This window comes from Acinetobacter sp. A1, from assembly GCF_012371315.1.
Taxonomy (GTDB): domain Bacteria; phylum Pseudomonadota; class Gammaproteobacteria; order Pseudomonadales; family Moraxellaceae; genus Acinetobacter.
This window is the reverse complement of record NZ_JAAZQY010000001.1, coordinates 103,653-130,116: the sequence shown is the minus strand read 5'-3', so window position 1 is coordinate 130,116 and position 26,464 is coordinate 103,653. Positions and strand designations below refer to the sequence as shown.

The 26,464-nt window shown below is 42.9% G+C and carries 22 protein-coding genes and 1 pseudogene; 13 read left to right on the top strand and 10 right to left on the bottom strand.

What is annotated here, in order from left to right:
- Window positions 1–37 precede the first annotated feature (37 nt).
- A pseudogene (locus HHA41_RS00650) lies at window positions 38–975 on the bottom strand (sensor domain-containing diguanylate cyclase).
- A 183-nt stretch (window positions 976–1,158) separates the two neighbouring features.
- Here HHA41_RS00650 and HHA41_RS13220 point away from each other — a divergent pair.
- From HHA41_RS13220 to secF, 6 genes are all read left to right on the top strand, one after another.
- Entirely contained in the window at window positions 1,159–1,485 is a 327-nt protein-coding gene (locus tag HHA41_RS13220) for a DUF4303 domain-containing protein (protein ID WP_354667265.1), read from the top strand.
- Between the two features lie 37 nt (window positions 1,486–1,522).
- Window positions 1,523–1,987, top strand: coding sequence for a hypothetical protein (locus HHA41_RS13215; protein ID WP_354667264.1), 465 nt, complete (start codon window positions 1,523–1,525; stop codon window positions 1,985–1,987).
- A gap of 150 nt (window positions 1,988–2,137) precedes the next feature.
- On the top strand, window positions 2,138–3,268 hold the full coding sequence (tgt, locus tag HHA41_RS00640) for a tRNA guanosine(34) transglycosylase Tgt (protein ID WP_168460023.1): 1,131 nt from the start codon (window positions 2,138–2,140) through the stop codon (window positions 3,266–3,268).
- Window positions 3,269–3,371: 103 nt separating this feature from the next.
- Entirely contained in the window at window positions 3,372–3,701 is a 330-nt protein-coding gene (yajC, locus tag HHA41_RS00635) for a preprotein translocase subunit YajC (protein WP_070152813.1), read from the top strand.
- 52 nt (window positions 3,702–3,753) lie between these two features.
- Window positions 3,754–5,649, top strand: a complete 1,896-nt coding sequence (gene secD, locus HHA41_RS00630) for a protein translocase subunit SecD (protein ID WP_168460021.1) — start codon at window positions 3,754–3,756, stop codon at window positions 5,647–5,649.
- An 8-nt stretch (window positions 5,650–5,657) separates the two neighbouring features.
- The gene (gene secF / locus HHA41_RS00625) at window positions 5,658–6,635 is read left to right on the top strand and encodes a protein translocase subunit SecF (protein ID WP_171525195.1); all 978 of its coding nucleotides are present in this window, start codon (window positions 5,658–5,660) and stop codon (window positions 6,633–6,635) included.
- Window positions 6,636–6,703: 68 nt separating this feature from the next.
- On the opposite strand, the gene HHA41_RS00620 is transcribed toward secF, so the two are convergent.
- From HHA41_RS00620 to cysM, 5 genes are all read right to left on the bottom strand, one after another.
- On the bottom strand, window positions 6,704–7,357 hold the full coding sequence (locus HHA41_RS00620) for a 4'-phosphopantetheinyl transferase superfamily protein (RefSeq protein WP_168419133.1): 654 nt from the start codon (window positions 7,355–7,357) through the stop codon (window positions 6,704–6,706).
- Window positions 7,358–7,466: 109 nt separating this feature from the next.
- On the bottom strand, window positions 7,467–9,770 hold the full coding sequence (locus HHA41_RS00615; RefSeq protein WP_168419135.1) for a bifunctional (p)ppGpp synthetase/guanosine-3',5'-bis(diphosphate) 3'-pyrophosphohydrolase: 2,304 nt from the start codon (window positions 9,768–9,770) through the stop codon (window positions 7,467–7,469).
- Between the two features lie 29 nt (window positions 9,771–9,799).
- Window positions 9,800–11,191 (bottom strand): 23S rRNA (uracil(1939)-C(5))-methyltransferase RlmD, encoded by a 1,392-nt coding sequence (gene rlmD, locus HHA41_RS00610; RefSeq protein ID WP_168460019.1) that lies wholly within the window; start codon window positions 11,189–11,191, stop codon window positions 9,800–9,802.
- Window positions 11,192–11,197: 6 nt separating this feature from the next.
- Complete coding sequence (locus HHA41_RS00605) at window positions 11,198–12,082, bottom strand: 3'-5' exonuclease (protein WP_168460018.1); 885 nt, start codon at window positions 12,080–12,082, stop codon at window positions 11,198–11,200.
- Window positions 12,083–12,125: 43 nt separating this feature from the next.
- Window positions 12,126–13,055 (bottom strand): cysteine synthase CysM, encoded by a 930-nt coding sequence (cysM, locus tag HHA41_RS00600; protein ID WP_168419141.1) that lies wholly within the window; start codon window positions 13,053–13,055, stop codon window positions 12,126–12,128.
- A gap of 322 nt (window positions 13,056–13,377) precedes the next feature.
- Here cysM and HHA41_RS00595 point away from each other — a divergent pair, with 322 nt between their 5' ends.
- The 5 genes from HHA41_RS00595 (at window position 13,378) to rsfS (ending at window position 19,433) form a co-directional block, all read left to right on the top strand.
- The gene (locus tag HHA41_RS00595; protein ID WP_168460016.1) at window positions 13,378–16,197 is read left to right on the top strand and encodes an ATP-binding protein; all 2,820 of its coding nucleotides are present in this window, start codon (window positions 13,378–13,380) and stop codon (window positions 16,195–16,197) included.
- A gap of 188 nt (window positions 16,198–16,385) precedes the next feature.
- On the top strand, window positions 16,386–17,171 hold the full coding sequence (locus HHA41_RS00590; RefSeq protein ID WP_168460015.1) for a crotonase/enoyl-CoA hydratase family protein: 786 nt from the start codon (window positions 16,386–16,388) through the stop codon (window positions 17,169–17,171).
- Between the two features lie 86 nt (window positions 17,172–17,257).
- A complete protein-coding gene (locus tag HHA41_RS00585) occupies window positions 17,258–18,124 on the top strand; it encodes an NAD(P)-dependent oxidoreductase (RefSeq protein WP_168419145.1) in 867 nt (288 codons plus the stop codon).
- A gap of 37 nt (window positions 18,125–18,161) precedes the next feature.
- Entirely contained in the window at window positions 18,162–18,956 is a 795-nt protein-coding gene (locus tag HHA41_RS00580) for a TIM barrel protein (RefSeq protein WP_168460014.1), read from the top strand.
- 75 nt (window positions 18,957–19,031) lie between these two features.
- Window positions 19,032–19,433, top strand: a complete 402-nt coding sequence (gene rsfS / locus HHA41_RS00575; protein ID WP_168419147.1) for a ribosome silencing factor — start codon at window positions 19,032–19,034, stop codon at window positions 19,431–19,433.
- 256 nt (window positions 19,434–19,689) lie between these two features.
- Here the strand turns inward: rsfS and HHA41_RS00570 are convergent, their stop codons facing one another.
- The 3 genes from HHA41_RS00570 to HHA41_RS00560 are packed head-to-tail and all read right to left on the bottom strand — an operon-like array spanning window position 19,690 to window position 22,601.
- Window positions 19,690–21,135, bottom strand: coding sequence for an NAD(P)(+) transhydrogenase (Re/Si-specific) subunit beta (locus HHA41_RS00570; RefSeq protein WP_168419149.1), 1,446 nt, complete (start codon window positions 21,133–21,135; stop codon window positions 19,690–19,692).
- 3 nt (window positions 21,136–21,138) lie between these two features.
- A complete protein-coding gene (locus HHA41_RS00565; RefSeq protein ID WP_168419150.1) occupies window positions 21,139–21,462 on the bottom strand; it encodes a proton-translocating transhydrogenase family protein in 324 nt (107 codons plus the stop codon).
- Between the two features lie 11 nt (window positions 21,463–21,473).
- Entirely contained in the window at window positions 21,474–22,601 is a 1,128-nt protein-coding gene (locus tag HHA41_RS00560; RefSeq protein ID WP_168460012.1) for a Re/Si-specific NAD(P)(+) transhydrogenase subunit alpha, read from the bottom strand.
- 859 nt (window positions 22,602–23,460) lie between these two features.
- Here HHA41_RS00560 and HHA41_RS00555 point away from each other — a divergent pair.
- Both HHA41_RS00555 and HHA41_RS00550 read left to right on the top strand, forming a co-directional pair.
- Window positions 23,461–24,384 carry a DMT family transporter gene (locus tag HHA41_RS00555; protein WP_168419153.1) on the top strand — a complete coding sequence of 308 codons (924 nt, stop codon included), beginning with the start codon at window positions 23,461–23,463 and terminating at the stop codon, window positions 24,382–24,384.
- 113 nt (window positions 24,385–24,497) lie between these two features.
- Window positions 24,498–25,688, top strand: a complete 1,191-nt coding sequence (locus HHA41_RS00550) for an MFS transporter (RefSeq protein ID WP_168419155.1) — start codon at window positions 24,498–24,500, stop codon at window positions 25,686–25,688.
- 24 nt (window positions 25,689–25,712) lie between these two features.
- Here the strand turns inward: HHA41_RS00550 and HHA41_RS00545 are convergent, their stop codons facing one another.
- Window positions 25,713–26,366: a hypothetical protein gene (locus HHA41_RS00545; protein ID WP_168460011.1), complete on the bottom strand. Its 654-nt coding sequence runs from the start codon at window positions 26,364–26,366 to the stop codon at window positions 25,713–25,715.
- Window positions 26,367–26,464: the final 98 nt, after the last annotated feature.

Sequence of the window (26,464 nt, the reverse complement as noted above, 5' to 3'; positions counted from 1 at the left end):
GCTCAATGAAGATGTACAAAAATTAGATCACTGCCCTTTAAATGCAAGATTCCACACTATATTGCACCTGATTTCGCCCCTTATGTTTAGCTAAATACAGCAACTCATCGGCTGAATTTAAAAAGTCGACCACATTGTGATATTGCTGCTGAGCAGCATAACAATTTACGCCAATGCTGACTGTGACTTGCGTGTTCTTCCCTGTCGCCAAATTCGGAATTTCCAAATCACACACGGCACATCTAAACTCTTCGGCAAGCCGTACAGCATCTTCTAAACTGGTTTCAGGTAAAAGCACCACAAACTCTTCACCACCAAAGCGTGCGACAAAATCAGATGCACGAGAAAAATGCTGCTTCAACAATTGCGCCACGCTAATTAAGCAGTGATCCCCCTGCAAATGACCATGTTCATCGTTATATTTTTTAAAATGGTCAATATCGATGAATAAAAGCGACAAAGCACGCTGCTTTCGTGTTGCGCGTTTAAATTCATTTTCAATGCGCTCACTTAAGGCTTTACGATTCGCAACCAGCGTTAAAGGGTCTTGCAGTAGCAACTCTTGATTTTTCCGATACAGCGCTTCAAGCTCCAACTCCATCCGCTTACGTTCAGAAATATCAAACATGAAACCAATAATTGCCACAGTTTCATTATTTTCGCGTATCACATGCACCACATCGCGAATCCAAACATAGTCACCCGTAGACGTTAAAGCTCGATAATCGGCCTCATGGTCAGTGCCCTGATCGGACAAACTGACACACATATTCACGGTTTTTTCCGATCATCTGGGTGCATCCGATCAATCCAATCCTGCGCAGTCTGCCAACTTTTTTGTGTCCAACCCAATAAAGCTTCAATTTGTGGACCAATGTAGCTAAATTCTTTGGTTTTCCAATCTATTTGCCAAGGAATTGCATTGGTTCTTTCTAATAAAGTCTGATAAAACCGTTCTTCTTTTAACGCACTCATAACCCACCTCTATGAATTGGCTCTAAGGACAACTTAACAACTTAGCTGCACTTTGACTACAAATTATTGAGCATTCTTGACATTTTTTTCAGCTTTGAGACAATCAAAACCTGAACAAAATACAAACAACTACTGTTCAATAAAAATGAGCATTCCTACAATAAAAAAAGTCGCGATATCACCATGCTAAATCATCTCCAAAATTTAAAAGACAGCCTAATTCAAGAGTTTTTTCAACTCTATGAGCAGTATGAACCCGATCAACTCTATGCCTGCGCATTAGTTTTAAATGAATATCTAGGCATCGATTATCTGGCAGTTTCAAGCACACGCAGTCTGTTTAGTGAACAGGAAGATTCTGCTGAGTACTTATCTGAAGCAGACAAATGGAACGTGGAAAAATGGCGTTATCGCACCCAAACGCATAGTGCTCAGGGGTTGCATCAATTTAAAAATATTTTTGCAGATTATTTCAAACAGCGGTATATATGGCAACCCCCTACTCAATAGCCCCGACACCCCACAATACAACCATCTAGAACTGTTATTGGATATTTTCCAACAAGCCAAACAAGCACTCTCCAATGCTTATGGCCTAGATTTGAGTCAGATTGTATTTTTGATTCATATTCCAAAACAGCATGATTTTGAAATTTATTCTGCACAATTTCTAAATGCACCCAGCGCATTACTGGATGAATTTTTACTTGCTCATCATGTGCAGCATACTGTGCAAACCACCAATACACAGCACAACAAACTCAAACTGCAACAGGTCGATAAAGATTTACTTACCGATTTGGCACAGCTTTTAGAAATTGAGCCTTATGATTATTTAAGCATTGCTCATGAAGCCTATTTGCTCACGCTAGAGCCAAGTTTTATTGACAGCAATCTGTACGTACAACGCCTGATTCAACATGTTGCAGCGATGGACAGCCATGAACAGGGGGAATTTGCCTTGCATAAAGAAGAAATTACCCAACGGATTCAGCAATTTTACGCCACGTAGTCTCCAATAAAGTGACTGAATTTTTTTGCACGTAATTTTTAACAATGAAAACGTATCTCAACTGGCAATTCCCTGCAGAATCTAGGAAAATAGTGCACTTTTAGCGCTAGCAATCAGCGAACTGTTTTTTCGCCTTGATTTGGAACTTATATGAAGTTTGAAAAATTAGGTCAGTCGGGACGTGCCCGTCGTGGCCGCTTAACCCTTGCACATGGTGTTGTAGAAACCCCTGTGTTTATGCCTGTAGGGACCTATGGTACGGTCAAAGGCATGTTACCACGTGATATTGAAGAAATTCAGGCACAAATTATTTTAGGCAACACCTTCCATTTATATTTACGTCCGGGACTAGAAGTGATTCAGGAACACGGCGGTCTACACGAGTTTATTAAATGGGATAAGCCTATTTTGACTGACTCAGGCGGTTTTCAGGTATTCAGCCTAGGCGCTATGCGTAAAATTAAAGAAGAAGGCGTAACCTTCCGTTCCCCCATTGATGGCTCAAAGGTATTTTTATCCCCTGAAATTTCAATGGAAATTCAGAAAACCTTGAATTCCGACATCGTCATGATTTTTGATGAATGTACGCCTTACCCTGCAACACATGAAGAAGCACAAAAATCACTGCAATTATCTTTACGTTGGGCCAAACGCTGTAAAACCCATCACCACGATGAACTCAACAACAGCAATGCCCTGTTCGGTATTATTCAGGGCGGCATGTATGAAGATTTACGTGATGAATCTCTAAATGGCTTGCTTGATATCGGTTTTGATGGTTATGCCATTGGTGGTCTTTCGGTAGGTGAACCGAAAGAAGAAATGATCAAAGTGCTGGATTATTTGCCAGCGAAAATGCCAGAAGATAAACCACGTTATTTGATGGGCGTGGGCAAACCAGAAGATATTGTTGAAGCCATTCGTCGTGGTGTAGATATGTTCGACTGTGTGATGCCAACCCGTAATGCACGTAATGGACATTACTTTGTGACCGATGGCTTGGTGCGTATTCGCAACAGTAAATATCGCCATGATCAACGCCCGCTCGACCCACATTGCGATTGTTATACCTGTAAAAACTTTACTCGCGCCTATTTGTTCCATTTAGAAAAATGTGGCGAAATGCTCGGCTCTATGTTGGGTACCATCCACAATTTACGTTATTACCAACGTTTCACCCAAGACATCCGTAATGCCTTGGATAACGGTACTTTTGATGATTTTGTACAGGACTTTTATACCCGCCGTGGTCTAGAAGTTCCACCTTGTCCTGAAGATTAGTCTTTTCAGTATTTGCGCTGAGTAAAAAGACAAGGTAAATTGCAGAACAAACCCAATTTATTATCAGATCACTGATCGCCAGTTTTTAGTTTAGGAAAATGAAATGAGCCTTTTTATTTCGACTGCTCACGCAGCAGGTGAAGCTGCACAACAACCAAGCCTTGTAGCCAACCTTTTAATGATTGCTGTTTTTATTGCAATCTTTTACTTCTTGATTTGGCGTCCACAATCAAAACGTGCCAAAGAACACCGTGCACTGATTGAAAGCTTGGGCGTTGGTAGTGAAGTGGTGTTTGCAGGCGGTTTGATGGGTAAAATCACGAAAATTGAAGGTGATTTTGCAGTAGTTGAATTAAGCCGTGGTGTAGAAGTTAAAGTTCAACGCGCGAGTGTCATTTCAGTTCTTCCTGAAGGCACATTAAACAATCTTTAATCAAAAAAGGGTCGTGCTCACGCACGACTTTTTCATTTTAAGAAGAAAATAAATGCGTTACCCAGCATGGAAATATCTACTCATCCTCGTAGTTCTTGTGGTGAGTACATTATATGCCCTGCCTAGCTTGTATCCAGATGAACCTGCTGTTCAAATTTCAGGTGCCAAAGCTGGTACCCAAATTGATCAAAGCATCGTACAAAAAGCAGAGCAAATTTTACAATCAGAAAATATTGCCAGTCATGACAACAGCTTTACCAACAATGCTGCATTGTTGCGTTTAGACACCTCAGAAGCACAGCTCAAAGCCAAAGAAGCTTTGCGCCGTGGTTTGGGCGATGACTACGTTGTGGCGCTTAACCTTGCACCAACCACCCCAGAATGGCTACAAAAAATTGGTGCAAAACCAATGAAGTTAGGTCTGGACTTACGTGGCGGTGTTCACTTCCTGTTAGAAGTGGATATGGACAAGGCCATCAGCCAGCGTATGGAAACCTCAGCTACAGATTTACGTCGTCAGTTACGTGACAACAAGCTGAAGTTCAATAGTCTGTCACTGAACAACAACACCATTAGCTTGCAGTTTGCTAACAATGCAGACCGTGATGCTGTAATGGATTTCTTGCGCCGTAACGGCAATGAGTACACTCAACAAGCGGTAGCGACAACTGAAGGTTCGAGCTTACGCCTAACGTATACCGATGTACGCAAACAGGAAATTCAGTCTTATGCAGTCAATCAAAACTTGACCACACTGCGTAACCGTATTAACGAACTAGGTGTAGCCGAAGCCTTGGTGCAAACTCAAGGCAGCAACCGTATTGTGGTGGAATTGCCAGGTGTTCAAGATACTGCCGAGGCAAAACGTGTCCTTGGTCGTACTGCAAACCTCGAATTCCGCTTGGTGTCTGATCTGAATGATCAATACATTGACCCATATACAGGTCAAACCACAGGTACAGTGCCACCAGGCACAGAAGCTTTTGCTTTTGAATCCTTAGACAGCGGTCGTCAGTTACTTCTCAATCGTAGCCGTATTTTAACAGGTGAGCGTGTTCAGAATGCCTCTAGTGGCTTTAGCCAAGACACAGGCGGTGCTGAAGTAAACATCACCCTAGATGCTGCTGGCGGTAAACTCATGTCGGATGCTACCCGTAATGCGGTTGGCAAACGTATGGCGGTGTTGTTCATTGAGAACAAACAGCGTATTAGCTATGTGGCAGATGAAACAGGTACACAAACCGAAGTACGTACCCCGTATACCGAATCTGTGATTATTAATGCGGCAACCATTCAAGCTGTTTTAGGTTCACAGTTCCGTATTACGGGTCTGGATTCTCCGCAAGAAGCTGCAGAATTGGCCTTGATGCTCCGTGCAGGTGCCTTGGCTGCGCCAATGTACTTTGTTGAAGAACGTGTCATTGGTCCAAGCTTAGGTCAAGAAAACATCGATAAAGGTGTATTGTCCACGCAGATCGGCTTCATTTTAGTCGCAATCTGGATGGTGGTGTTCTTCCGTTTATTCGGTTTGATTGCCAACTTTGCACTGGTCTTCAACCTTGCCATAATTTTAACTGTCATGTCTTGGATTGGTGCTTCACTCACTTTGCCAGGTATTGCTGGTATCGTTATCACCATTGGTATGGCGGTAGATGCCAACGTTCTGATTTGTGAGCGAATACGGGAAGAAATTAAGTGGGGAGCCTCGCCTAAACAAGCCATTGTGGCAGGTTATGACCGAGCTTATAACACCATTTTCGACTCGAACTTGACCACTTTCTTGGTGGCCTTCATTCTGTTCGCAATTGGTACAGGCCCAATTAAAGGCTTTGCCGTAACCCTAATGATTGGTATTGTCTGCTCAATGTTTACTGCAATTACAGTAACCCGTGCAATTGTACAAATCATTTATGGCAAGAAACGTAACTTGAAAAAGTTGAGCATTTAAGGAGATCACTGATGACTGAGAATACTCAACTACCTTCAAAAAAATACGGTCGCCCTGAAGATGAGCGCGTGATTCCGTTTATGAAGATTGCTTTGCCTGCGGCATTGCTTTCTATTCTACTTACGGTTGCCAGTATCTTCTTTATTGCCACCAAAGGTTTAAATTTAGGTTTGGACTTCACTGGCGGTATTGCGGCAGAACTAAACTATAGCAACCCTGTTAAAGCGACTGATGTATCAAGTGCTTTAATCAAAGCTGGCTTCAATGACCCTGTGGTGCAAACCCTTGGCTCTGACCGCGACCTAATGGTGCGTATGCCTGTACAGGAAGATGTAGAAGCCGAGGACCTAACCAAAGCGATTACCGCTGCGGTACAGTTGCCAAATAACGCAGCTGCCGTACCTAAAGTTGATGTGGTGGGTGGTCAAGTCGGTAACGAGCTATACGTCCGTTCAGCAGGTGCTGTAGCATTGGCTTTGTTATTAATGTTGGTTTACGTGACCATTCGCTTTGAATTTAAACTGGCGATGGGTGCAGTGCTGTCTTTATTCCACGATATTGTAGTGACACTGGGTATTTTTGCCATGATGCAATGGCCATTTGACCTGACTGTCTTGGCAGCACTTTTGGCCATTATCGGTTTCTCACTGAACGATAACATTGTGGTATCTGACCGTATTCGTGAAAACTTCCGTAAAATTCGTGGTGCAACTCCACTGGAAGTAATTAACATTGCGTTAACTGAAACCTTACGTCGTACCATTCATACCTCTATGACCCTACTCTTAGTTGTTGTAGCAATGATGGTCATGGGTGGTGATGGCCTGAAATGGTTCTCGATTGCCATGTTTGTAGGTGTATTTGTAGGTACTTATTCGTCCATTTATATTGGTACCGCTTTTGCCCTTTGGCGTGGTCTGAACCGTCAGGACTTTATTGTACAAGTGAAGCCTGAATTTGAAGGTGAAGAGCAAGAAATTCCTTAATTGTGAATTCAGCTAGATCACTCAAAAGCCTATCTTCGGATAGGCTTTTTTAATGTGCCAACAAAAAGTTAATGCTGAATAATTTGAATTTGAGGAAACTGAAATCCTGCACATGAAGGTGCAGATCGCCATGCTACAGTCAACATACAGCTGGCCAAATTAAAGTTTTGATAAGCAAAATGCCCAATTTGAGGATGATGACACATTCCCCCCTGTGCTTCAGGGTGCATCCCTGTATCTAGTTCATTTAGACTTAAACGAATACCCAAACCTGAAGCTTTCAGCACAGCTTCTTTGGTCGTCCAAACCCGAAACCAATATTCAGGTGCATGCTCTAATTCTGCCCAGTAGCTTAATTCATTTGGATGAAAGGCATGCTGCGCCAAAGCATCGAAACGTACATGACGGTCTAAATCCTCTACATCAATACCTAAATCTTGAACTTGTTTGCTAGTGGCCAATGCATAATGTTGACGACTGTGGCTGTGGTTAAAATGCCACTCTGGAAATTCACTTAAAAAAGGTTTGCCATGTACATTGCGCTGAATATCGCTATTTTGAATATCCTGTGCTAAATACTTTGAGAGTAATTGATTCCGATAGCGGTAAATCGCCTGCTTTTGCTGTTGAATCTGTTCTGTTCGTGAATCTGTTGTAGTAGGAACAAAAATTTTATGAATAGGGCTCACATCTACATGAATTTTTTTAGCTGTTTGACTCATCCTTAATCTTCCTATTCCTTTGGCTTTAACCTACAGCAAATTGAAATTACCAACCCAAGCCGTATAGAAAAAAACCAGCACAATGCTGGTTTTTTAGAAGTGATTCAGATTAACTACCCTGCACCAAACGGCGTGCACTGATAATACCCGGTTGCTGCTCCAAACGTGCCAACAAACGAGAAAGCTGTGCCAGACCTTTCACCTCAATCAACAATTTCATATTGGCAATTCCATCATTTTCAGAAATGGTATTGACCTGACGAATGTTAATTTGATCGGCAAAAATCACTTGAGTTAAATCTTTGAGCAAGCCACGGCGGTCATAAGCTTCCACCACAATCTGCACACTCTGACCACGGGTCGGCTGCATTTCCCAGTCAGCTTCAACTGCACGCTCAGGCTCGTTACCAATCATGCGAATATAGTCTGAACACGCCACTTTATGAATACTCACGCCACGGTTCAGGGTGATATATCCCGCAATGGCCTCGCCATGTACAGGCTGACAACATTGTGCAATGTGCAACTCGACGTTATCCAAACCATCAATCAAAATACCATGTGCAGAAAGTGTGTGGCTGGCGCGTGGATTCAACGTTGGTTTCAGCACTAGCTCAGGCTCATCCTGATCCAAGTGCATATGGCGGTTAACCTGATTGATTAAGGCATGCAGACCAATATCGCCATTCACCAAACCAATCAAAATGTCTTCACCTGTTTTGACATTGAAATGATTACAGTAATCATTCAAATCAATACTTTTCGGGTGAATTGCCAAACGTGATAATTCTTTATTCAGTACTTCACGCCCAACTTCCAGATTTTTACTGCGGTCTTGCTGTCTAAACCAGTGGCGTAACTTATCTCGTGCACGTGCTGTTTTGATATAACCCAAAGAGTGTACCAACCAATCACGGTTTGGCTCACGGTCTTTTTTGGTCAGAATTTCGACCTGCTCACCTGTTTTTAGGGTATAGGTCAGCGGCACATAACGCTGGTTCACCCGTGCGGCATAACATTTGTTACCCACTTCGGTATGCACATGGTAAGCAAAATCCAGTACGGTCGAGCCACGTGGTAACTCTTTAATGTCACCATCACGGCTGAACACATAAATTTTTTCAAAATCTTCAAACTCTTGGATTTGCTCAAAGTTTTCAGAATCATCATCTTTATGTGCGCTGGCATCATTACGTTCCTGATAATGTTCCAACACTGAACGTAAAGAATGTAGACGATGATTAAACGAATGGTCCGTCGCCTTAGAGCCTTCTTTATAATTGAAGTGTGAACACACCCCCAACTCAGCTTCTTCGTGCATATCCATGGTACGAATTTGCACTTCCAGTGATTTGTTTTCTGCAATCACTGCGGTATGTAAAGAGCGATAACCATTGGCTTTCGGATTGGTAATGTAGTCATCAAACTGATGCGGAATATGTCGCCACAATTGATGCACAATACCCAATGAGTGATAGCACTCAGGAATGGTTTTGACCAAGACCCGTACAGCACGAATGTCATATAACTGATCAAAGCTCAGGTTCTTACTTTTCATTTTTCGATAAATCGAATAAATGTGTTTCACCCGACCACTAATTTCTGCATGAATACCGTTGTTGCCCAATTCTGTACGCAATTGTGAAATCACGCTTTGAATATAATTTTCACGCTCTAAACGCTTTTCATTGAGCAGTGTGGCAATTTCTTTATAACGGTCTGGTGCTAAATAACGGAAAGCTAAATCTTCAAGTTCCCATTTCAGTTGAGCAATACCCAAACGGTGTGCCAATGGTGAATAGATGGTTAGAATTTCACGTGCAACACGTTCCTGACGTTCTTTTGATGCGGTGGCCAACTCACGTAAAGAATAGGTACGCTCTGCCAGTTTGATCAGCACAACACGTACATCTTCCGTCATGGAAATCAGCATTTTATAAATGCCTGTTAAATGCTCACGCTGATTGTTATTAAAGTGATCTTCCAGACGTTTATTTTTTTCAATCAGTTCAGACAGTTTACCCATAGATAAAGTGCCTTTGATCAAGCCATATACCGCTTCACCAAATTCTTCACGTACTTCATCTAAATGAATCACATTTTCACGCACACCACGGTACAGCATAGCTGCCGACAAGGTGTCTTCATCGACATGCAAGTGCGCCAAAATATCTGCCATCTCAATACCGGTATATAAGGTATTAGAACGATGACTGACTGTAGTTTCCAACTCTTTTTTCAGGGTGTAATTGGCTACGTGTTCTAATTGTTCAAGTGCCGCCCCATCATAAATATCACGTACTCGATCTAGCCATTCTGCCAAATCTTGTCGTGCTTGTTCGGCATGTTCTACAGTCGTTTCCTCAGACAGTTCATTTAAACGTCCAGGAAGTTGTTCACGTACTGTGACCATACCCTTCTCCTACCTCTATGTACTTCATATTATAAATCGTTTATTTGCTTTTCTTTCTGAAACAAGGCAATGGATTCAACGTGACCCGTATGGGTAAACATATCCATCACACCTGCTTTTTTCAATTGATAGCCCTGCTTGACCAATACACCTGCATCCCTTGCGAGTGTGGCTGGATTACACGACACATAAACGATTCTATCTGCACCAAATTTGGGCACATAATGCATCACCTCCTCTGCACCTGAGCGCGGAGGGTCAATTAATAATGCCTCAAATCCTTGATTTGCCCAAGAATGATGCGAAAAATCTTTTGTTAAATCTTGTGAATAAAACCTAACATGATCTAAATCATTGAGCTGTGCATTTTCTGCACCACGCTGCACCATCTGCTCAGAACCCTCAACTGCAACCACTGATCCTGTCGTACCAACGCAGCGCGCCAGTGGTAAAGAAAAGTTGCCCAATCCACAAAACAGATCAAGCACCCGATCACCTGATTTTAACTCAAGCAAATCGCATGCCAGCTTCACCATCTGTGGGTTAATGGTTGAATTGACCTGAGTAAAGTCTTGCGGATGAAAGCCAAAATCCACATCAAAATCATCTAAACGATAATGCAAACGCATCGGTGCGTGTGGATCATCAACCCGATGTAAACTGTCTGGGCCTTCAGGTTGCAAATACAATTGCCAATGTTTCTGTAACGCAAATTGTTGTAATTGGTTGACATCGGCTGCAGATAATTTTTCTGTATGCCGTACCACCAAAGCAATCTCTTGATCTCCCATGGCCAATTCTATATGACCAATATGGGCTTTGCCTGTTAGACTTTGGAGTAGCTGCTTAAGACGAGTCAAAGAACCAAAAGCCTGATCAAGCACCAAGCAACGATCAATGCTGGTCAGTTTGTTGCTGTTGCGCTCACGAAAACCGACCACCAATTTATCTTGATTGGGCAAATAACGCACACCAACACGTGCTTTACGACGATAATCTTCACGTTTTGAACGTAATGGCGCAAGCCACTCTTCAGGCTGCACCTGCGCAAAGTGCTGCAAGTGTGACTGCAACACTTGTTGCTTTAAACGAATCTGCTCATCCACCTGAATATGCTGCATGCTGCAACCACCACATTGTTGATAATGCGGACATGGCGGAGCTACCCGCAAAGCTGACGGCTCACCTAGTACTTCTAAACATTCGGCTTGTTCTAAACGCTTGTTACTTTGAGTAATTTTGGCGCGTACAGTTTCACCGGGCAAAGCTCCTTCAATAAACACCGTTTTACCGTGCTTTTCAGCAGGATGCTCTGCCTGATGACCATAATGTGCAATACCACGCCCTTCATGCGATAAAGACTCGACCTGAAAGCAATGCACAGCCTGCTGAGTCGTTCGTTGTTTGCTGCGATGTTTCATGTGTACCTAGGCGTCAGAAGAAGGTGAAGGAGCAGACCATGCCGAACTTTCGCTCGCCTGATTCAGTGCTGTAGATGAAGCCTGCTCAGGGAAGTCTGCACGGGTAAATTCAGTTTGCTGTGAACTCTGCTGCCACACTTTCAAAAAATCTTCATGTTGCGGTTGAGTATGCAAATATTGAATGGTGTGCTGTACCCATAAAGTATGATCTTCAGGCAATAACTGCCCTTTCAGCAACAGCCAGCGCAGATAAATTAGCCAAGTATTCAGTACATCGCCTTCACAGTAGCGTGTCAGTCTGAGCCATTCACCTGTTTGCATAAATTCAGGGACACGATAACCCGCGTCTACCCGCTTACCCGGGAAGCCCAACAAATAGGCCATATCATCCAGTTTCTGAAAATGGCGACCATTGAACATGGCCATCACATCCATTAAATCGACATGACGTTGATGGTAACGGTTTTGATAATTGTTATAACGTTTTTGCTGATCAATCTCGCCCTGATCAAACAAACTCGGCGCAGACAGCCCATGATACATGGCACGGAATAAAATTACAGGCAGATCGAACTGCGAACCATTCCAGCTCACCAAAGTCGGATGACGCTTATCAAAAATAGACAAGAACTTTTTCAGCATTGCTGCTTCACTGTCTTGTTCGCGGCTAAATGAAAACAGTTTCATGCCGTGTTCATCAATCCACAAGCCTGAAATGCAGACTATTTCATGCAAAGGCAGACGCTGAAAATCGGTGCCCGCTTCTTGCCGACGCAGTTTCATCAACGCGTGTTCAAGTTCAGCCTCAGGTAAATTCAGCTGATATAAATGCGCGCCTGATTTCAAATCGGTAACGGTTTCAATATCGAAAATCAGCACAGGTAAACGCATACGATTTTACTCAGTCAGCTACAAAGAAATGAATGCTTTTCGGCTATTCAGGGTCTTGAACAGAGAATAACCCTGTCGATAAATAACGGTCACCACGGTCACAAATAATACACACGATGACTGCATCTGGATTTTCTTCAGCAATTTTTAATGCCGCCCAAACCGCACCACCTGAAGATGTTCCCGCACTGATGCCTTCTTTTTGCGCCAGTTTGCGCATGGTTTTTTCAGCTTCAATTTGCGGAATATCAATAATACGATCGACACGGCTACGGTCAAAAATAGTCGGTAAATAGGCTTCAGGCCAGCGACGGATACCTGCAATGCTTGAACCGTCGGAAGGCTGTAAACCAATAATTTGAATATCTGGGTTTTGTTCTTTTAAATATTTAGACACGCCCATAATGGTACCTGTGGTACCCATAGAACTGACAAAGTGAGTGATTTTTCCACCCGTTTGCTGCCAAATTTCAGGGCCCGTGGTCAGATAGTGTGCCTGCACATTGTCAGGATTACCAAATTGATTCAGCACCAAGCCTTTGCCTTCACGTTGCATTTGCAAAGCCAAATCACGTGCACCTTCCATGCCTTGTGCTTTGGTCACTTCAATCAGTTCAGCCCCATAAGCCCGCATAGCATCTTTACGCTCCTGACTCATATTATCAGGCATGATCAGCTGCATTTTATAACCACGCATGGCTGCTACCATTGCCAAAGCAATGCCTGTGTTACCACTGGTTGCTTCAATTAAAGTATCACCTGGTCGAATTTCACCGCGTTTTTCTGCCTGCATAATCATGTTATAGGCAGGACGGTCTTTGACCGAACCCGCAGGGTTATTCCCTTCCAGTTTTGCCAAAACCGTTGCCTGCGTATGTTGAGCCAAACGCTGCAAACGCACCAATGGGGTTTTGCCCACATAATGGTCTAGTAAAAACTCATCACTTTGGAAATCTGGTTGGGTATCACGCATGCTCTGTACCAATATCAAGGTGGGCTTATTGTATGAAAAAATGCACCTTCCTGCACGTTTTTCACTGGCTTTTTATCAAATCTACAAGAGTCTGCCGAGAATTTATGCATTCCTTTACATCGTTGCGGCCCCTCATTGCTTTGACTCATTTTTTATCGCTTCAACCACATCAAATACCGTTTAAATCCACACGACTTAACTTCTATAAATGACCTACGCATCCATGAAAATCGACATCTCTAGCACAGAAGCAGATGAAAACACAGTCAGCCGAAATAAAGCATGCTAAACTGCCTTGCATAAGGATTAAACTGCATGAACCATGTCAAATATCAACAAAAAGTTATTTAAGCGCTTGCACTTAAATCATGCTTATGGACAGCTGATTGCGCTCATTTTTGTGCCAATTATGATTTTGGCATGTGTTGGAACCATGTTGGTTCTATCTGAAACCTCTAATGCAGCCAAAGCACAACAGCGGCAAATGGCAATTGCGATTTTGACCCGATTTGAATTACCGTCTGAAGCAGCCCTACATCAATTATCTAGCTTTCCATGGAAGTACGAAGAAGCACGTTCTTATATGCAAAATATGATGAACGAAAAGCATTTGATTCGTACTGCACTGATTGATGCCACAGGTACACGACGCTTAAGCATGGGCTTTCAAGACCAAGCGGGCTGGCCAAAATTTCCAAAAAATGCCGAGTTTTTTGGCCCAATTCTATATAACAATAATCATGTTTATGGCATGCAAGTGCAGCAAGACATCAACCAACCTGCATGGTTATTGATTGAGCTAGACAATCAACCGCTACAAATTGCCCGCTATCGGGTCATGATTGTCTTGATTGCCACAGGTTTACTGACCTTATTACTGTTATTGCTGTGTCTGAATTTCTATTCACGTCGCTGGATTGCACCGATGTATGAAATTCGCATGCAGTTGCAACGTCTGAATGCCGATACGCTTGATCAACACATGGTGATTAACAGTACGGGTGAACTGCGTTTATTACAGCGTGATATTGCCAATGTAGTCAAACGCCTGCATTTCAGCTTTTTGGAACTCAAAGAACATACCGAACAAACTGAAGATGACTTGCGTCGTACCCTCGACACCTTAGAAGTGCAGAACATCACCTACCGTCAAGCACGTGACCAAGCGATTTCTGCCAACCAATCCAAATCGGTATTTTTGGCCAATATCAGTCACGAACTCAGAACCCCGCTGAACAGTATAGATGGCTTTATTCACCTGTTATTGCGTCAGGAAAACCTGAGTAATGAGCAGAATTTGTATTTACAAACCATTCGTAAATCGTCTGCGCACCTTTTGGCTTTAATTAATGATGTTTTGGATTTTTCCAAAATTGATGCCGGTAAACTGGAACTGGATACTGCGCCTTTTGATTTAGAAGAAGCTATTTTTGATGTGATGGATATGCTCTCGCCGTTGGCCGCGCAAAAGCACATCAACATGGTTTTTTACTTTGCCGACAACGTACCACAGCATGTGTTGGGTGATGCTTTACGCTTTAAACAAATTTTAACCAACCTGATTTCCAATGCGATTAAATTCACACCCGATGGTGAAATTATTGTACGTGCGCGCGTGGAACATGACGATATTGGACAATGCCTGATTCACTTTAGCGTACAGGATAGTGGCATTGGTTTAAGCGGCACAGACCGCAAAAAGCTGTTCGAATCTTTCTCTCAGGGCGATACTTCAGTCACGCGCCAGTTTGGTGGTACAGGCTTAGGCCTTGCGATCTCCAAGCAATTAGTGCATTTAATGCAAGGTCAAATTGGCTTTGAAGACAATCAAGAGCGTGCCCCAACAGAAAAAGGCTCAACCTTCTGGTTTACCGCCATGTTTGCTGTAGATGAGGCACATGAGCAACAGCATCCGAGCTTTAAAGATGTGCAAGTGGTGTCATATTTGGCACACCCTGCCACTGCCAATGTTTTGCGTCATTATCTAGAAAATTATGCAGTACAACACATTGAAACAGCTTCTATTTTAGATTTATTCAGCCGCTTAAAAGATGTAGCAAATACGCAAGACAATACCTGGTTAATTGTGGATCACAGCAGTGACACCGAAGCGCTATTGAAAGAAATTCGCACACGTTATCAGGGAAATTTGGCTGTTTATGGCTATCAAATGTCAATTGACCCAAGTGTGTTGAATGAGTACCGTGCACGCGCCTTGTATCAACCGCTCAGTCGTTCTGCGCTGATTCAATTACTCAACAATGAACACAACTTTGTCGAACCTGATGCAACTTCATTTGATGGTAAAGGCTTGCACATTTTGGCAGTAGATGATCACTTGCCAAACCTGATTGTTCTAGAAGCTTTATTGGGCGAACTCAACGTCACCACCACCAAAGCACAAAGTGGTCAGGAGGCTTTAGATATTCTGCAACAACGTATTGAGCAAGGATTACAGCCTTTCGATTTGATTTTCATGGACATTCAAATGCCTGTTATGTCTGGGGTAGACACCACCCGGGCGATCCGTTCTTTAGAATCGACACTGGAAAATCACAAACGTCTGCCAATTATTGCCCTGACTGCACACGCACTTGCCGATGAAAAACAAAAACTGCTGAAAGTGGGCATGGATGACTATGTCACCAAACCGATTCAGATTGAGCAGATCATTCAGATTCTCACCCACTGGACCACGCAAAGTTTTAATAAACCGCCTGCGGTTGATAAAGCCATTGTAATTGAAGCACTTGATCCAGACGTGCTGAACTGGCAACAAAGTCTGATGCTCGCTGCCAACAAAGAAGACCTTGCAGTAGATTTACTAAAAATGCTGGTCGACAGTTTTGCCACCGAATTAAATGAAATGGAACAACTGATTGAACTGGAAGATTTTCCGCAACTCGAGCACGTATTGCATCGACTATATGGTGCAACCCGTTATGTTGGCACACCAAACCTGCAGGATGTCACGGGCTCATTTGAACAGTTTGTATCGACCTTGCGCAAGGAACGTCGTAAAGCCGACGAACTCTTTGTGCAGGAAGTGCTGAATCGTTATCAGGAGCTAAAAGCCTGCATCCAACAAGTGGAACATGCAGCAGAACATATTTTTGCTCAACACACAGCAACTGGTTCGTAGTGAATCTGGGATGAATAGCATTTCGTCAAAGCAAAAATAGCGTTTTAAATACACGTTTCACAAAAAGCATCACATGATTTTTAGGAATCATTTCAGGCAGAGTCCACCGTTTTGGCCGTGACTCTGCTGTCATTTATCTTGGGGCTGTGCATGCTATGCTTTGCCCAGTCAAAACAAGAGTTCACAACATGACCTTACTTCGTATTGAAAAAAATAATGGCATTGCAATCGTTTCCTTAAACCGTCCAGACAAGCGCAATGCGATGAGCTTTGCCCTGCTCAAGGAATTGGTACGTACCGCAGAAAAACTGAAAAAAGACCGTAGCTTACGTTGTGTAATTTTAACAGGCGAAGCACAAGTTTTTAGCGCTGGCATTGATTTAGCCGACCTCAACAATCCACAAAACCGTGCTTTCGCAGCTTGGGAACTGATTAAACCAGGGCAAAGTCTATTCCAAAAAGCATTTTTGGTTTGGCAGGAGTTACCTGTACCTGTCATTGCATCAATGCAAGGTTACTGTTTTGGCGCAGGCATGCAACTGGCGTTGGCTGCAGACATTCGTATTGCGCATCCCGATACACAAATGTCGATCATGGAAAGTCGCTGGGGCTTAGTGCCAGACATGGGACTCAGCCGCTCTTTAAAAGGTTTAATTGGTTTAGACCTTGCCAAAGAATTAACCCTCACCGCACGTATTTTTGATGCCAACTATGCCAAAGAAATTGGTTTAGTGACACATCTTGCCGATAGCCCATTACAACAAGCACAAGTGCTTGCCGAAGAAATTGCACAGCGCTCTCCCGATGCTTTGGCAGCAGCCAAACAAGTATTGGATGCCATGGAACACACGCCTGCAAAATCTTTACGCTTAGAAAAAATTTGGCAATTAAAATTATTATTGGGTAAAAATAGCCAATTGGCGCGTAAAAAGGACAAAAATCCAGAAGTACGCTTTGCCCCACGTCAATTTTAATCGCAAAATCTGCTGCCTACTTTGACCAAAGGCGAGATTGACATTTCATCAAGGGCTTGTAATGTAGGCAAAAAGGAGAACTCGCTATGCACTTTGACCATGACACACAAATCGCTTTTTTAGGTATGGGACTCATGGGCACGCGCATGGCGACCCGCTTAATTCAGGCAGGTTATAAGGTTGCAGTATGGAACCGCAGTCCTGCTGCATGCGAACCATTAATCAATGCAGGTGCTAAACTGCTTCAGCTGCAAGAGATCGGGCAATACCCTGTCATTTTGACCTGTTTAGCAGATGATCATGCAGTTCAAAGTGTATTTGATCAAATTGAACCGTACTTAACTGCCCAACAAGTCATTGTTGATTTTTCCAGCTTATCGGTTGCACAAACCAAAGCCCTTGCACAACAAGCCAAGCAAAAACACGTGACTTGGATTGACTCACCTGTATCTGGTGGCACCGCGGGAGCAGAACAAGGTACGCTAGTAATTTTTGCAGGTGGCGATGCCAACACTATTGAAAAATTAAGCCCAATTTATGCGGTGCTGTCACAACGTGTGACCCGCATGGGCGAAACCGCAACAGGACAAGCCACCAAAATTTGCAATCAATTGATTGTTGCCGCAAATAGTACCTTAATTGCAGAAGCCGTTGCCCTTGCTGCTCAAGCAGGTGTAGATACACAGCTACTTGCCCCAGCTTTGGCAGGTGGTTTTGCCGATTCAAAACCGTTTCAGATTTTAACCCCACGTATGGCCACCCACAGTTTTGAACCTGTGCAATGGAAAGTACAAACCCTGTCTAAAGATTTAAATAATGCAGTGCAACTTGCCGCAGCGTTTCAGCTGCAGATTCCTGTTGCCCAAAAAGCTCTATCTCAGCTTCAAGCCCATCAGGCTAAAGGTTTTGCCGAAGCAGATTTAGCCAGCATTATTTACCAAGTTGAAGCTTAAATTTTTTCATTACCATTCCTGAGCAAGGAGCTTATGCATGTCTAAACTTGCGGTTAATCTGTCAATGATATTTACCGAAGTCCCATTAATTGAACGCTTTGCCCTTGCTCGCCAACATGGTTTTCAGCACGTTGAAATTCAGTTTCCCTACGAGCTCAGTATCGAACAAATTCAAACTCAACTTCAGCTGCATGCGCTTAGCCTGTGTCTGATTAATGTGCCTGCGGGTGACCTCATGCAAGGGGGTGATGGCTTAGCGGGGGTACCCGGTAAAGAACTTGAATTTCATCGTGGCTTAGAACAAGCCATTACCTATGCCAAAGCCCTAAACGTGCCGAGTGTGAATATTTTGGCAGGCAAACAACCTGCCGATGCAGACTTGTTACCTTGCTTAAACACACTGGCAGAAAATCTAAAACTGGCTTGCTCCATGCTCACTGAGCACCAGATTCAACCTGTATTTGAAATGATCAATGGCACAGATATGCCACGTTTTCTGGTACAGAACATTGCCCAAGCTCAGGAAATGTTAGAAGCTGTCAAACACCCTGCACTCAAAATGCAATTCGATTGTTATCACATGGCCATGATGGGTGAAGATGTGCTCAGCGCACTACAGGAAAACTTGCAAGATATTGGTCATATTCAATTTGCTGACTACCCAGGACGCCATGAACCTGACACAGGCCATTTGGACTATACCGCATTATTTGCATGGTTAGCGCAAAGTAATTACGCAGGTTATGTCGCTGCCGAATATCGCCCACGTTTAACATCAAATCAATCATTTGCGTGGAAAGACAAGTTTTTTCCGGCACAACAAAATGGTTAAAATCGGTGCGATTTGAATTTTTAGGCCAAAACGGCTATATTAGACGATGAATAATTTTAGGAAATTATACACCCCATGAATTTAGAACCATCGCCCGGCGCTTCTAATTCTCACGATCTTGCAATGAACACCGCAAAGCATGACGTACAAACTTGCCTTCAAGTTGTACATGAAGCACTACTCGATGTAAAAGCCAAAGAAATTGTTGAGCTTGATGTCAGCAGCATCAGCAATGTTGCAGATGCGATTGTCATTGCCAGCGGCACATCAACGCGTCATGTTAAATCCCTTGCCGATAATGTTGCTGAAGAAGCACGTAAAGCGGGTTTCCGCCCAATCGGCATTGAAGGCGAACGCGATGCTGAATGGATCTTGGTTGATCTTGGCATTGTTGTGGTACATCTTATGTTACCAACTGCACGTAAATTCTATGACCTTGAAAGCTTATGGCGTACCACACCTGAATCGGTTGCCTAATCTTTAAAGCTTCAAAACAGACCCAAGAAAATATGCAAAAGCGACTTTAAATAAGTCGCTTTTTTATGTGCAGTGTTTAAAAAATCATATGCAAACCAACTTACGTATTTGCACCACACAAGTCCCACCTTAACCCACTGACGATGGTCTCCGTGCGCTGATAATTTTCCGAAGCATGATCTTTAGCTTTCTTTTACGATCTCTTATACAACGAACAAAAAAACCGCCCGAAGGCGGTTCTTATCAGTCAGTTCACTTAGTGACCTGTACCGTTGATTGACTTCGTCATATCTTCCACAACTTTCTTAGCATCACCAAAGATCATCATGGTCTTGTCGTTATAGAACAAGTCGTTGTCCAAACCGGCATAACCCGTTGCCATTGAGCGCTTGATCACCATAATGGTACGTGCTTTATGCGCTTCAAGAATTGGCATACCGTAAATTGGCGAGTTCGGATCGTCTTTTGCTGCTGGGTTCACAACGTCATTCGCACCAATAACAAGTACTACATCTGTTGCTGGGAAATCTGAGTTGATCTCATCCATTTCTAAGATGTCTTCGTATGGTACGTCTGCTTCTGCAAGTAATACGTTCATGTGACCTGGCATACGACCTGCCACAGGGTGAATCGCAAAGCGAACAGTTACACCTTGTTCTTTCAGCAAGTTAGCCAATTCTTTAACTGCATTTTGTGCACGACCTTGCGCCATACCATAACCTGGTACAATCACTACGCTGTCAGCATTTGACATCAAGAAGCCAGCATCATCTGCAGAACCTGAGCGGTAGTTACGTTGTACTTGCTCACCAGCGCCAGCAGTCGGTGCTGCTGCACCACCCATCGCACCACCAAACAATACGTTGATGATTGAACGATTCATCGCTTTACACATAATGTACGACAGAATCGCACCCGATGAACCTACAAGTGAACCCGCAACAATCAGCATGTTGTTTTCAAGTGTGAAACCAATCCCTGCTGCAGCCCAACCTGAGAATGAGTTGAGAAGTGATACCACCACTGGCATATCACCACCACCTACAGGTGCAATCCATACCCAACCAAATGCAAGTGCAAGACCAGTCATTGCCCAGAATGATGTCATGTTTCCAGTCAAGAAGAAGTGGATACCAAAGCCTAACATAGCAATGAAAATCAATGCTTGAACAGGTTTAACCCATGCACCTGAAATGGTTTTTGCCCATTTCTTTGCAGCCAGTTTGCCGTACGCAAATACAGATGCAGTAAAGGTAATTGCACCCACGAAACACCCCACAAACAATTCAAATAAATGAACTTTGCTCATTTCATGGAAATTAATACCATTTGCAGCCAATAGGTCTGGACCTAATTCCACCAACTTGTTGTTATGAATAATTGCAGCAATGGCAATTAAAACTGCTGCTAAACCCACCAAAGAGTGCATCAGTGCAACTGTTTCAGGCATTTGAGTCATAGGAACAGTACGTGCGCGAGCAATACCAACAATTGCACCTAAAACCATAGCACCTACGATCATCCAAACCACTGGATTATCTGCCACAAAGAATGTGGTCAATACGGCAATTGCCATGGCGATCATGCCGTAGCGGTTACCTGCAATTGCTGTTTTTGGACCAGACAAACCACGAAGCGTTAAGATAAAAAGTACAGCCCCGATTAAATAGAACCAGTCTGCATATTCACGAATAAATTCCATGCATTAGCCCTCTTTTTTCTTTGCTTTTGGTTTGAACATTTCCAGCATACGTGCCGTTACTGCGAAACCACCAAAAATATTGATACTTGCCAAGAACACAGCAATAGCACCCAGCACACTCACCACGTTAATAGTTTGAAAATCTACACTACCCTCTACACCCACCATTGGTAAGCCAACAGTTTGAATCATCGCACCCACGATAATGATCGAAGACAGCGCATTGGTTACCGCCATAAGAGGCGTATGCAATGCAGGCGTTACGCCCCAAACCACGTAGTAACCTACGAAAATGGCAAGGACAAAAATCGTAATTGTTTCAACCATGAGAGTTCTCCTTAACCACGCTTTAACAGTACTTGACCGTTATGGGTCACCAGCAATGCTTTCTGAATTTCTTCTTCAGGATTCAGTGCAAAGTTCTTGTCGTTATCAAATAATGTTTCAATAAAATTCAATACATTACGTGCATAAAGTGCAGAGGCTTCAGTCGACACTGTAGATGGAATGTTTGGGATACCCAAAATTTTCACACCATTGGCAGTCACAACAGTTTCACCACATTGTGAACCTTCGACGTTACCGCCTGTTTCTACTGCCATATCTAAAATGACTGAACCCGGTTTCATCTTCGCAACAGTTTCAGCTTTGATTAAACGTGGTGCATCACGACCAGGCAATAATGCCGTGGTAATCACAATATCAGCATTAGAAACAGCTTTATCTACAATAACAGCTTGATCTTTAATGTATTGTTCACCTGGCATCCAGCCGTAGCCATTTTTGGCAGCATCTGCAGCTTTTTGCTGTTCTTCTTCAGACATTGGCACGTCTAGCCATTTACCGCCTAAAGACTCTACCTGATCTTTCGCAGTTGGACGCAAGTCAGTTGCTTCTACTACCGCACCTAGACGTTTTGCCGTTGCAATGGCTTGCAGACCTGCAACGCCCACACCCATGATCACAACACGTGCAGGTTTTACAGTACCCGCAGCCGTCATTAACATTGGGAACATGCGTTGGTATTCTGCTGCAGCCAACAACACTGACTTATAGCCTGCCAAGTTGGCTTGTGATGACAACACATCCATATTTTGTGCACGTGACAAAGTACGCGGCAAAAGCTCTAACGCAAATGCAGACACCTGAGCCGCAGCAAACTGATCTAATTCAGTATTGCGGTAAGGATCAAACATCGCCACGACAGTGCTATTCGGTGCCAATTTCTGAATTTCATCACCCTTCGGGGCACGAACTTTCAAAATCATTTGACTGCCACGATAAGCATCATCTGTCAGGCTTGCACCCACTTGTTCATAAGCACTGTCGATATAAGCGGCTTTAACACCCGCACCACGTTCAATGACTACGCTATGACCCGCGCTAATCAACTTCTTTACTGTTTCTGGCGTCGCAGCGACACGATTTTCACCGACAACAGTTTCGGTTGGAATTCCGATCTGCATGAGCGTCCCTCAAGCTAGTTTTTCTTAAGTCAACATCGTGGATAACGATGCTTTCCCCTCAGGATAAGTTTTGTTGAATTTTTGGATTCTAATGCAACATTTTTAAATTACCACCCAATATTTATTTAATAAATACCCATATTTTGAACTGATGATTCATAAAAATATTGTTGCGAGATATAATTGATAGGTTTTGCTTCTTTAATATAAGTCTAATTATTCAGCAACAACCATATTTGGCAGGATCAAAACGACAGCACAGCAGTTTTGAGTTAGCAGTTCATCACATTTAAATGAATTTTGCATTGATCATTCTGACATGCATTTGGCTAAATTGGGAAAATCCGACTTAGACCCAAAAGATCATATATCTATACATTTGACCGCTAAAACTTAAAACTTCAATGCCAAATTGACTTTTCTGACAAATTTTATCGCTCGCTATACGTACTAATTTAGAGCCTATACCTCCCCATTAAAACCTTACAAATACCAACCTTTGCCTTATCAATAAAATCTAAAAGTGGCAGCAGCAAAACTTTTAAACCCTCTGTAAATTTATTCAGTGTATGTCTAAGTTGACCGCTATTATTTTTTTGAATTTTTTTAAACATCATTTTGTCTGATGATGGATTTTGTGTGTTTTGTAATATTTTAAAAGTTTTTGCACTATTATCGTGCAACCACAATCTATTTTACTTTTCACTTAATTTCGATGTTTTAAAGCAGACCCTTTACACAAAATCCGCTATGCTTAGTTGTTGATTTTTCCTGCCACACTTGCCGTTTTAAATCCTATGCAGGATCACTCAACTCTTTTTATCGTACTTTACATTCATCCCTCACTTTAGCTTTTGCCATGATCAAACTTAATGCCACGCAATGGGGTTCCATCTTTGCGCTATTCGCTGCATTTTTGTTCAGCACCAAAGCGATTTTTATTAAACAGGCTTATGCACTTTCGCCATTGGTCGATGCCACTGTGCTCATGGCTTTACGTATGGCCAGTGCCTTGCCGTTTTTTCTGTTGATTTGCTGGTTCAACCGTCAGCACAGCCGCAACATTTCCAAAGGCAATTGGCTACTGCTGATTTTTTCAGGTTTGATCGGCTATTACTTTTCTAGCTGGTTAGACTTTTTAGGGTTGATGTTCATTAGCGCATCATTAGAACGGATTATTCTTTTTTTATATCCAACTCTGACTGTATTGGCGTCTAGCCTGATCTATAAACAAAAACTCAGCTGGCTGAGTTTACTTGCCATTGCTCTGAGTTATGGCGGCACAGTCATTGTGATGCTACAAGAACAAAGTAACACACCACACGACTCATACTTTTGGCTAGGCAGCAGTTTAGTCTTTGCCAGTGCGGTATGTTTTGCGGGTTATTTGCTGCTGACTCGACGATTGATTCAACATTTTGGCTCATGGAATTTTACAGGCTTGGCTTTAAGCATTGCCTGCTTAGGTACCTTGGTTCATTACTGCTTGGCCACACCGCATCCTCTAGCTTTGATTCAGCAGCTGCCATTACAGGTACTGGGCTACGGCGTTGCCTTGGGCATTTTTGTGACAGTACTGCCTACCTTGTTAATGGCGCACAGCATCGCCCGTTTAGGTGCAGCACAATCAGCTATGATTGCCTCAATTGGCCCCATTTTAACGATTTTATTGGCTACAGCATTTTTAGGTGAGCACCTGAATGGCATACAATGGTTGGGCTGTCTGCTGAATATTATAGGGGTGATGATGATTACATTGTCCAAAAACAAGTTTTCACATTAAAGACTTAAAACATCACCACAAAGTTTAGGATACTCACCGATTTTTCATCGCTCAAACTCAAACAGCGTCCTATTTACTCACAGCATCACACTGCCTTATAAGCTAGGAAGACTATGAATACTGCACCTGACATTAGCCAAGACAAAACCCTTTTATGGTTAATGGCGATTGCCTGCGGTTTATGTGCAGGTGCAAATTATTATTGCCAACCTTTGATTTACTCCATTCATCAATCTTTTCAAATTCCACAGTCACAAGTTGCACTGACTGTGACATTTGCACAAGTCTCTTACGCACTCGGCTTATTGTTTATTGTACCGATGGGCGATATTGTCAATAAAACCAAGTTCATCCCCTTGCTCATGTTCTTGGCATCGGTAGGTTTGTTTTTGTGTGCCTTTTCTAGCAATTTAAGCATGCTTTGGATTGGTACCATCATCACAGGGCTATTTTCTGTGGCGGCACAAGTATTAATTCCTTTTGCGACCATGACCGTAAAACCTGAAAAAATGGGCGAAGTTGTTGGTTTGCTGATGAGTGGTTTATTGGTCGGTATTTTACTTTCGACCAGTTTAGCAGGCTTGCTATCTAATTTATTTCACTGGAAAGTGATTTATCTGCTCAGCGGGATATTCATGTTGTGTATTGCTGCGGTACTCAAAGCACGTTTGCCTTTTATTTCTACCAGCAAACTCAGCTACTTTGCAGTATTTCAGTCTATGGGCAGACTGATTTTGGAAGAGCGCCGCTTAGTCTATCGCGCATTACTCGGGGCTTTTGCTTTTGCTGCGATGAGTGTTTTATTTTCCACCATTGCCGTATTACTCAAATCTAGTTTTGGCTTAGCCGATGTCATGGTCGGTATTGTGGCTTTGGTTGGAGTATTTGGCGCACTTTCGACCAAACAAGTGGGTAAAATTGCAGATCGTGGCTATGTCACAGCGCTGACTTGGGGCGGCTTAACCTTGCTCGGCATCAGTTGGATGTTTCTCTACTTTGGTCAATTCCAACTGTGGAGTTATATTTTGGGTTTTGGCTTGATTAACCTTGGCTTAGCGACTGTGCATAGCAGCAATCAAAATATTATTTTCCGCTTACGCCCAGATGCCAAATCACGCATCAATTCAGTCTATATGACCAGTTATTTTACAGGTGGTGCCTGCGGTTCCGCTTTAGGGATTTACGCATGGCAGCAAGGTGGATGGCTATGGAGCTGCATGGTTGGACTGTGTTTTGTTGCAGCCGCAATGTGCTTTGCCCTGCTTGATCACACGCATCAGCGCAAGCATCTTGCAGAAGCTTAAAGTGACTGACGACAACCATCTAGTTTAGGACATTTGCATCACAGGATAAAAAGGCTGACTCCACTCATTCCATTCTAAGCTTTCAACATTTTCCAATAAAATTTGGATAAAACACGGCAGCAATGCCGAAAGTAAAAGACTGGCATGACTGAGCTGTTTGCGGTTAATTGCACTATTATACGTTGCACCGCCTTGCACGAGTTGTTGATGCAAAGTCGATAAGCGCTTGAACAGAAAGCTTAAAATACTGGCTGAATCGTGGGTATGCAAAGCCTGCATGATGTGCTGTTTTTCCGATTCAAAATCTGTACGCCATGTACCTTCGCTGATTTTTTGATTGCGCCAATCCCAAAAGCTTTGACACAAATACGGATTAGTCAGTAAAACCTCCAAACTTTGTGGATGCTTTTCCCACAAAATTCTAGAAATCCGCTGATCTACATCTTTTTGATAAACTCTAAATGCAAACTGCTGTAAGGTCTGTTGTTCTTGCTCTGCCGTTTTTCCTTGCGCGTATAAGGCATTCAGTGCCACCCAAGTACTCATAAACTGCAAATCAAGATCATCATGTAAAGCAATGGCTTTTTTCCACCAGCTCAAACTGCGCTGCATGCGTAAATTAAAGGCAGCAGAAAACTCGTTTTTCTTGGTTCGATAAATTTCTTCTAAAACCAACATATTATTATCCCTCTTGTGCCGCTTTATCGTTATCTTTTCAACATACTAAAAAAAGTTAAAGGATACAAATACCCAATCGTTCAGTCGCTTCGCTTTCT

Coding starts and splice junctions, on each gene's coding strand:
- HHA41_RS13220 (WP_354667265.1), top strand. CDS start 1,159: ATGCTAAATCATCTCCAAAATTTAAAAGACAGCCTAATTCAAGAGTTT.
- tgt (WP_168460023.1), top strand. CDS start 2,138: ATGAAGTTTGAAAAATTAGGTCAGTCGGGACGTGCCCGTCGTGGCCGC.
- yajC (WP_070152813.1), top strand. CDS start 3,372: ATGAGCCTTTTTATTTCGACTGCTCACGCAGCAGGTGAAGCTGCACAA.
- secD (WP_168460021.1), top strand. CDS start 3,754: ATGCGTTACCCAGCATGGAAATATCTACTCATCCTCGTAGTTCTTGTG.
- HHA41_RS00620 (WP_168419133.1), bottom strand. CDS start 7,357: ATGAGTCAAACAGCTAAAAAAATTCATGTAGATGTGAGCCCTATTCAT.
- HHA41_RS00615 (WP_168419135.1), bottom strand. CDS start 9,770: ATGGTCACAGTACGTGAACAACTTCCTGGACGTTTAAATGAACTGTCT.
- rlmD (WP_168460019.1), bottom strand. CDS start 11,191: ATGAAACATCGCAGCAAACAACGAACGACTCAGCAGGCTGTGCATTGC.
- HHA41_RS00605 (WP_168460018.1), bottom strand. CDS start 12,082: ATGCGTTTACCTGTGCTGATTTTCGATATTGAAACCGTTACCGATTTG.
- cysM (WP_168419141.1), bottom strand. CDS start 13,055: ATGCGTGATACCCAACCAGATTTCCAAAGTGATGAGTTTTTACTAGAC.
- HHA41_RS00595 (WP_168460016.1), top strand. CDS start 13,378: ATGTCAAATATCAACAAAAAGTTATTTAAGCGCTTGCACTTAAATCAT.
- HHA41_RS00590 (WP_168460015.1), top strand. CDS start 16,386: ATGACCTTACTTCGTATTGAAAAAAATAATGGCATTGCAATCGTTTCC.
- HHA41_RS00585 (WP_168419145.1), top strand. CDS start 17,258: ATGCACTTTGACCATGACACACAAATCGCTTTTTTAGGTATGGGACTC.
- HHA41_RS00580 (WP_168460014.1), top strand. CDS start 18,162: ATGTCTAAACTTGCGGTTAATCTGTCAATGATATTTACCGAAGTCCCA.
- rsfS (WP_168419147.1), top strand. CDS start 19,032: ATGAATTTAGAACCATCGCCCGGCGCTTCTAATTCTCACGATCTTGCA.
- HHA41_RS00570 (WP_168419149.1), bottom strand. CDS start 21,135: ATGGAATTTATTCGTGAATATGCAGACTGGTTCTATTTAATCGGGGCT.
- HHA41_RS00565 (WP_168419150.1), bottom strand. CDS start 21,462: ATGGTTGAAACAATTACGATTTTTGTCCTTGCCATTTTCGTAGGTTAC.
- HHA41_RS00560 (WP_168460012.1), bottom strand. CDS start 22,601: ATGCAGATCGGAATTCCAACCGAAACTGTTGTCGGTGAAAATCGTGTC.
- HHA41_RS00555 (WP_168419153.1), top strand. CDS start 23,461: ATGATCAAACTTAATGCCACGCAATGGGGTTCCATCTTTGCGCTATTC.
- HHA41_RS00550 (WP_168419155.1), top strand. CDS start 24,498: ATGAATACTGCACCTGACATTAGCCAAGACAAAACCCTTTTATGGTTA.
- HHA41_RS00545 (WP_168460011.1), bottom strand. CDS start 26,366: ATGTTGGTTTTAGAAGAAATTTATCGAACCAAGAAAAACGAGTTTTCT.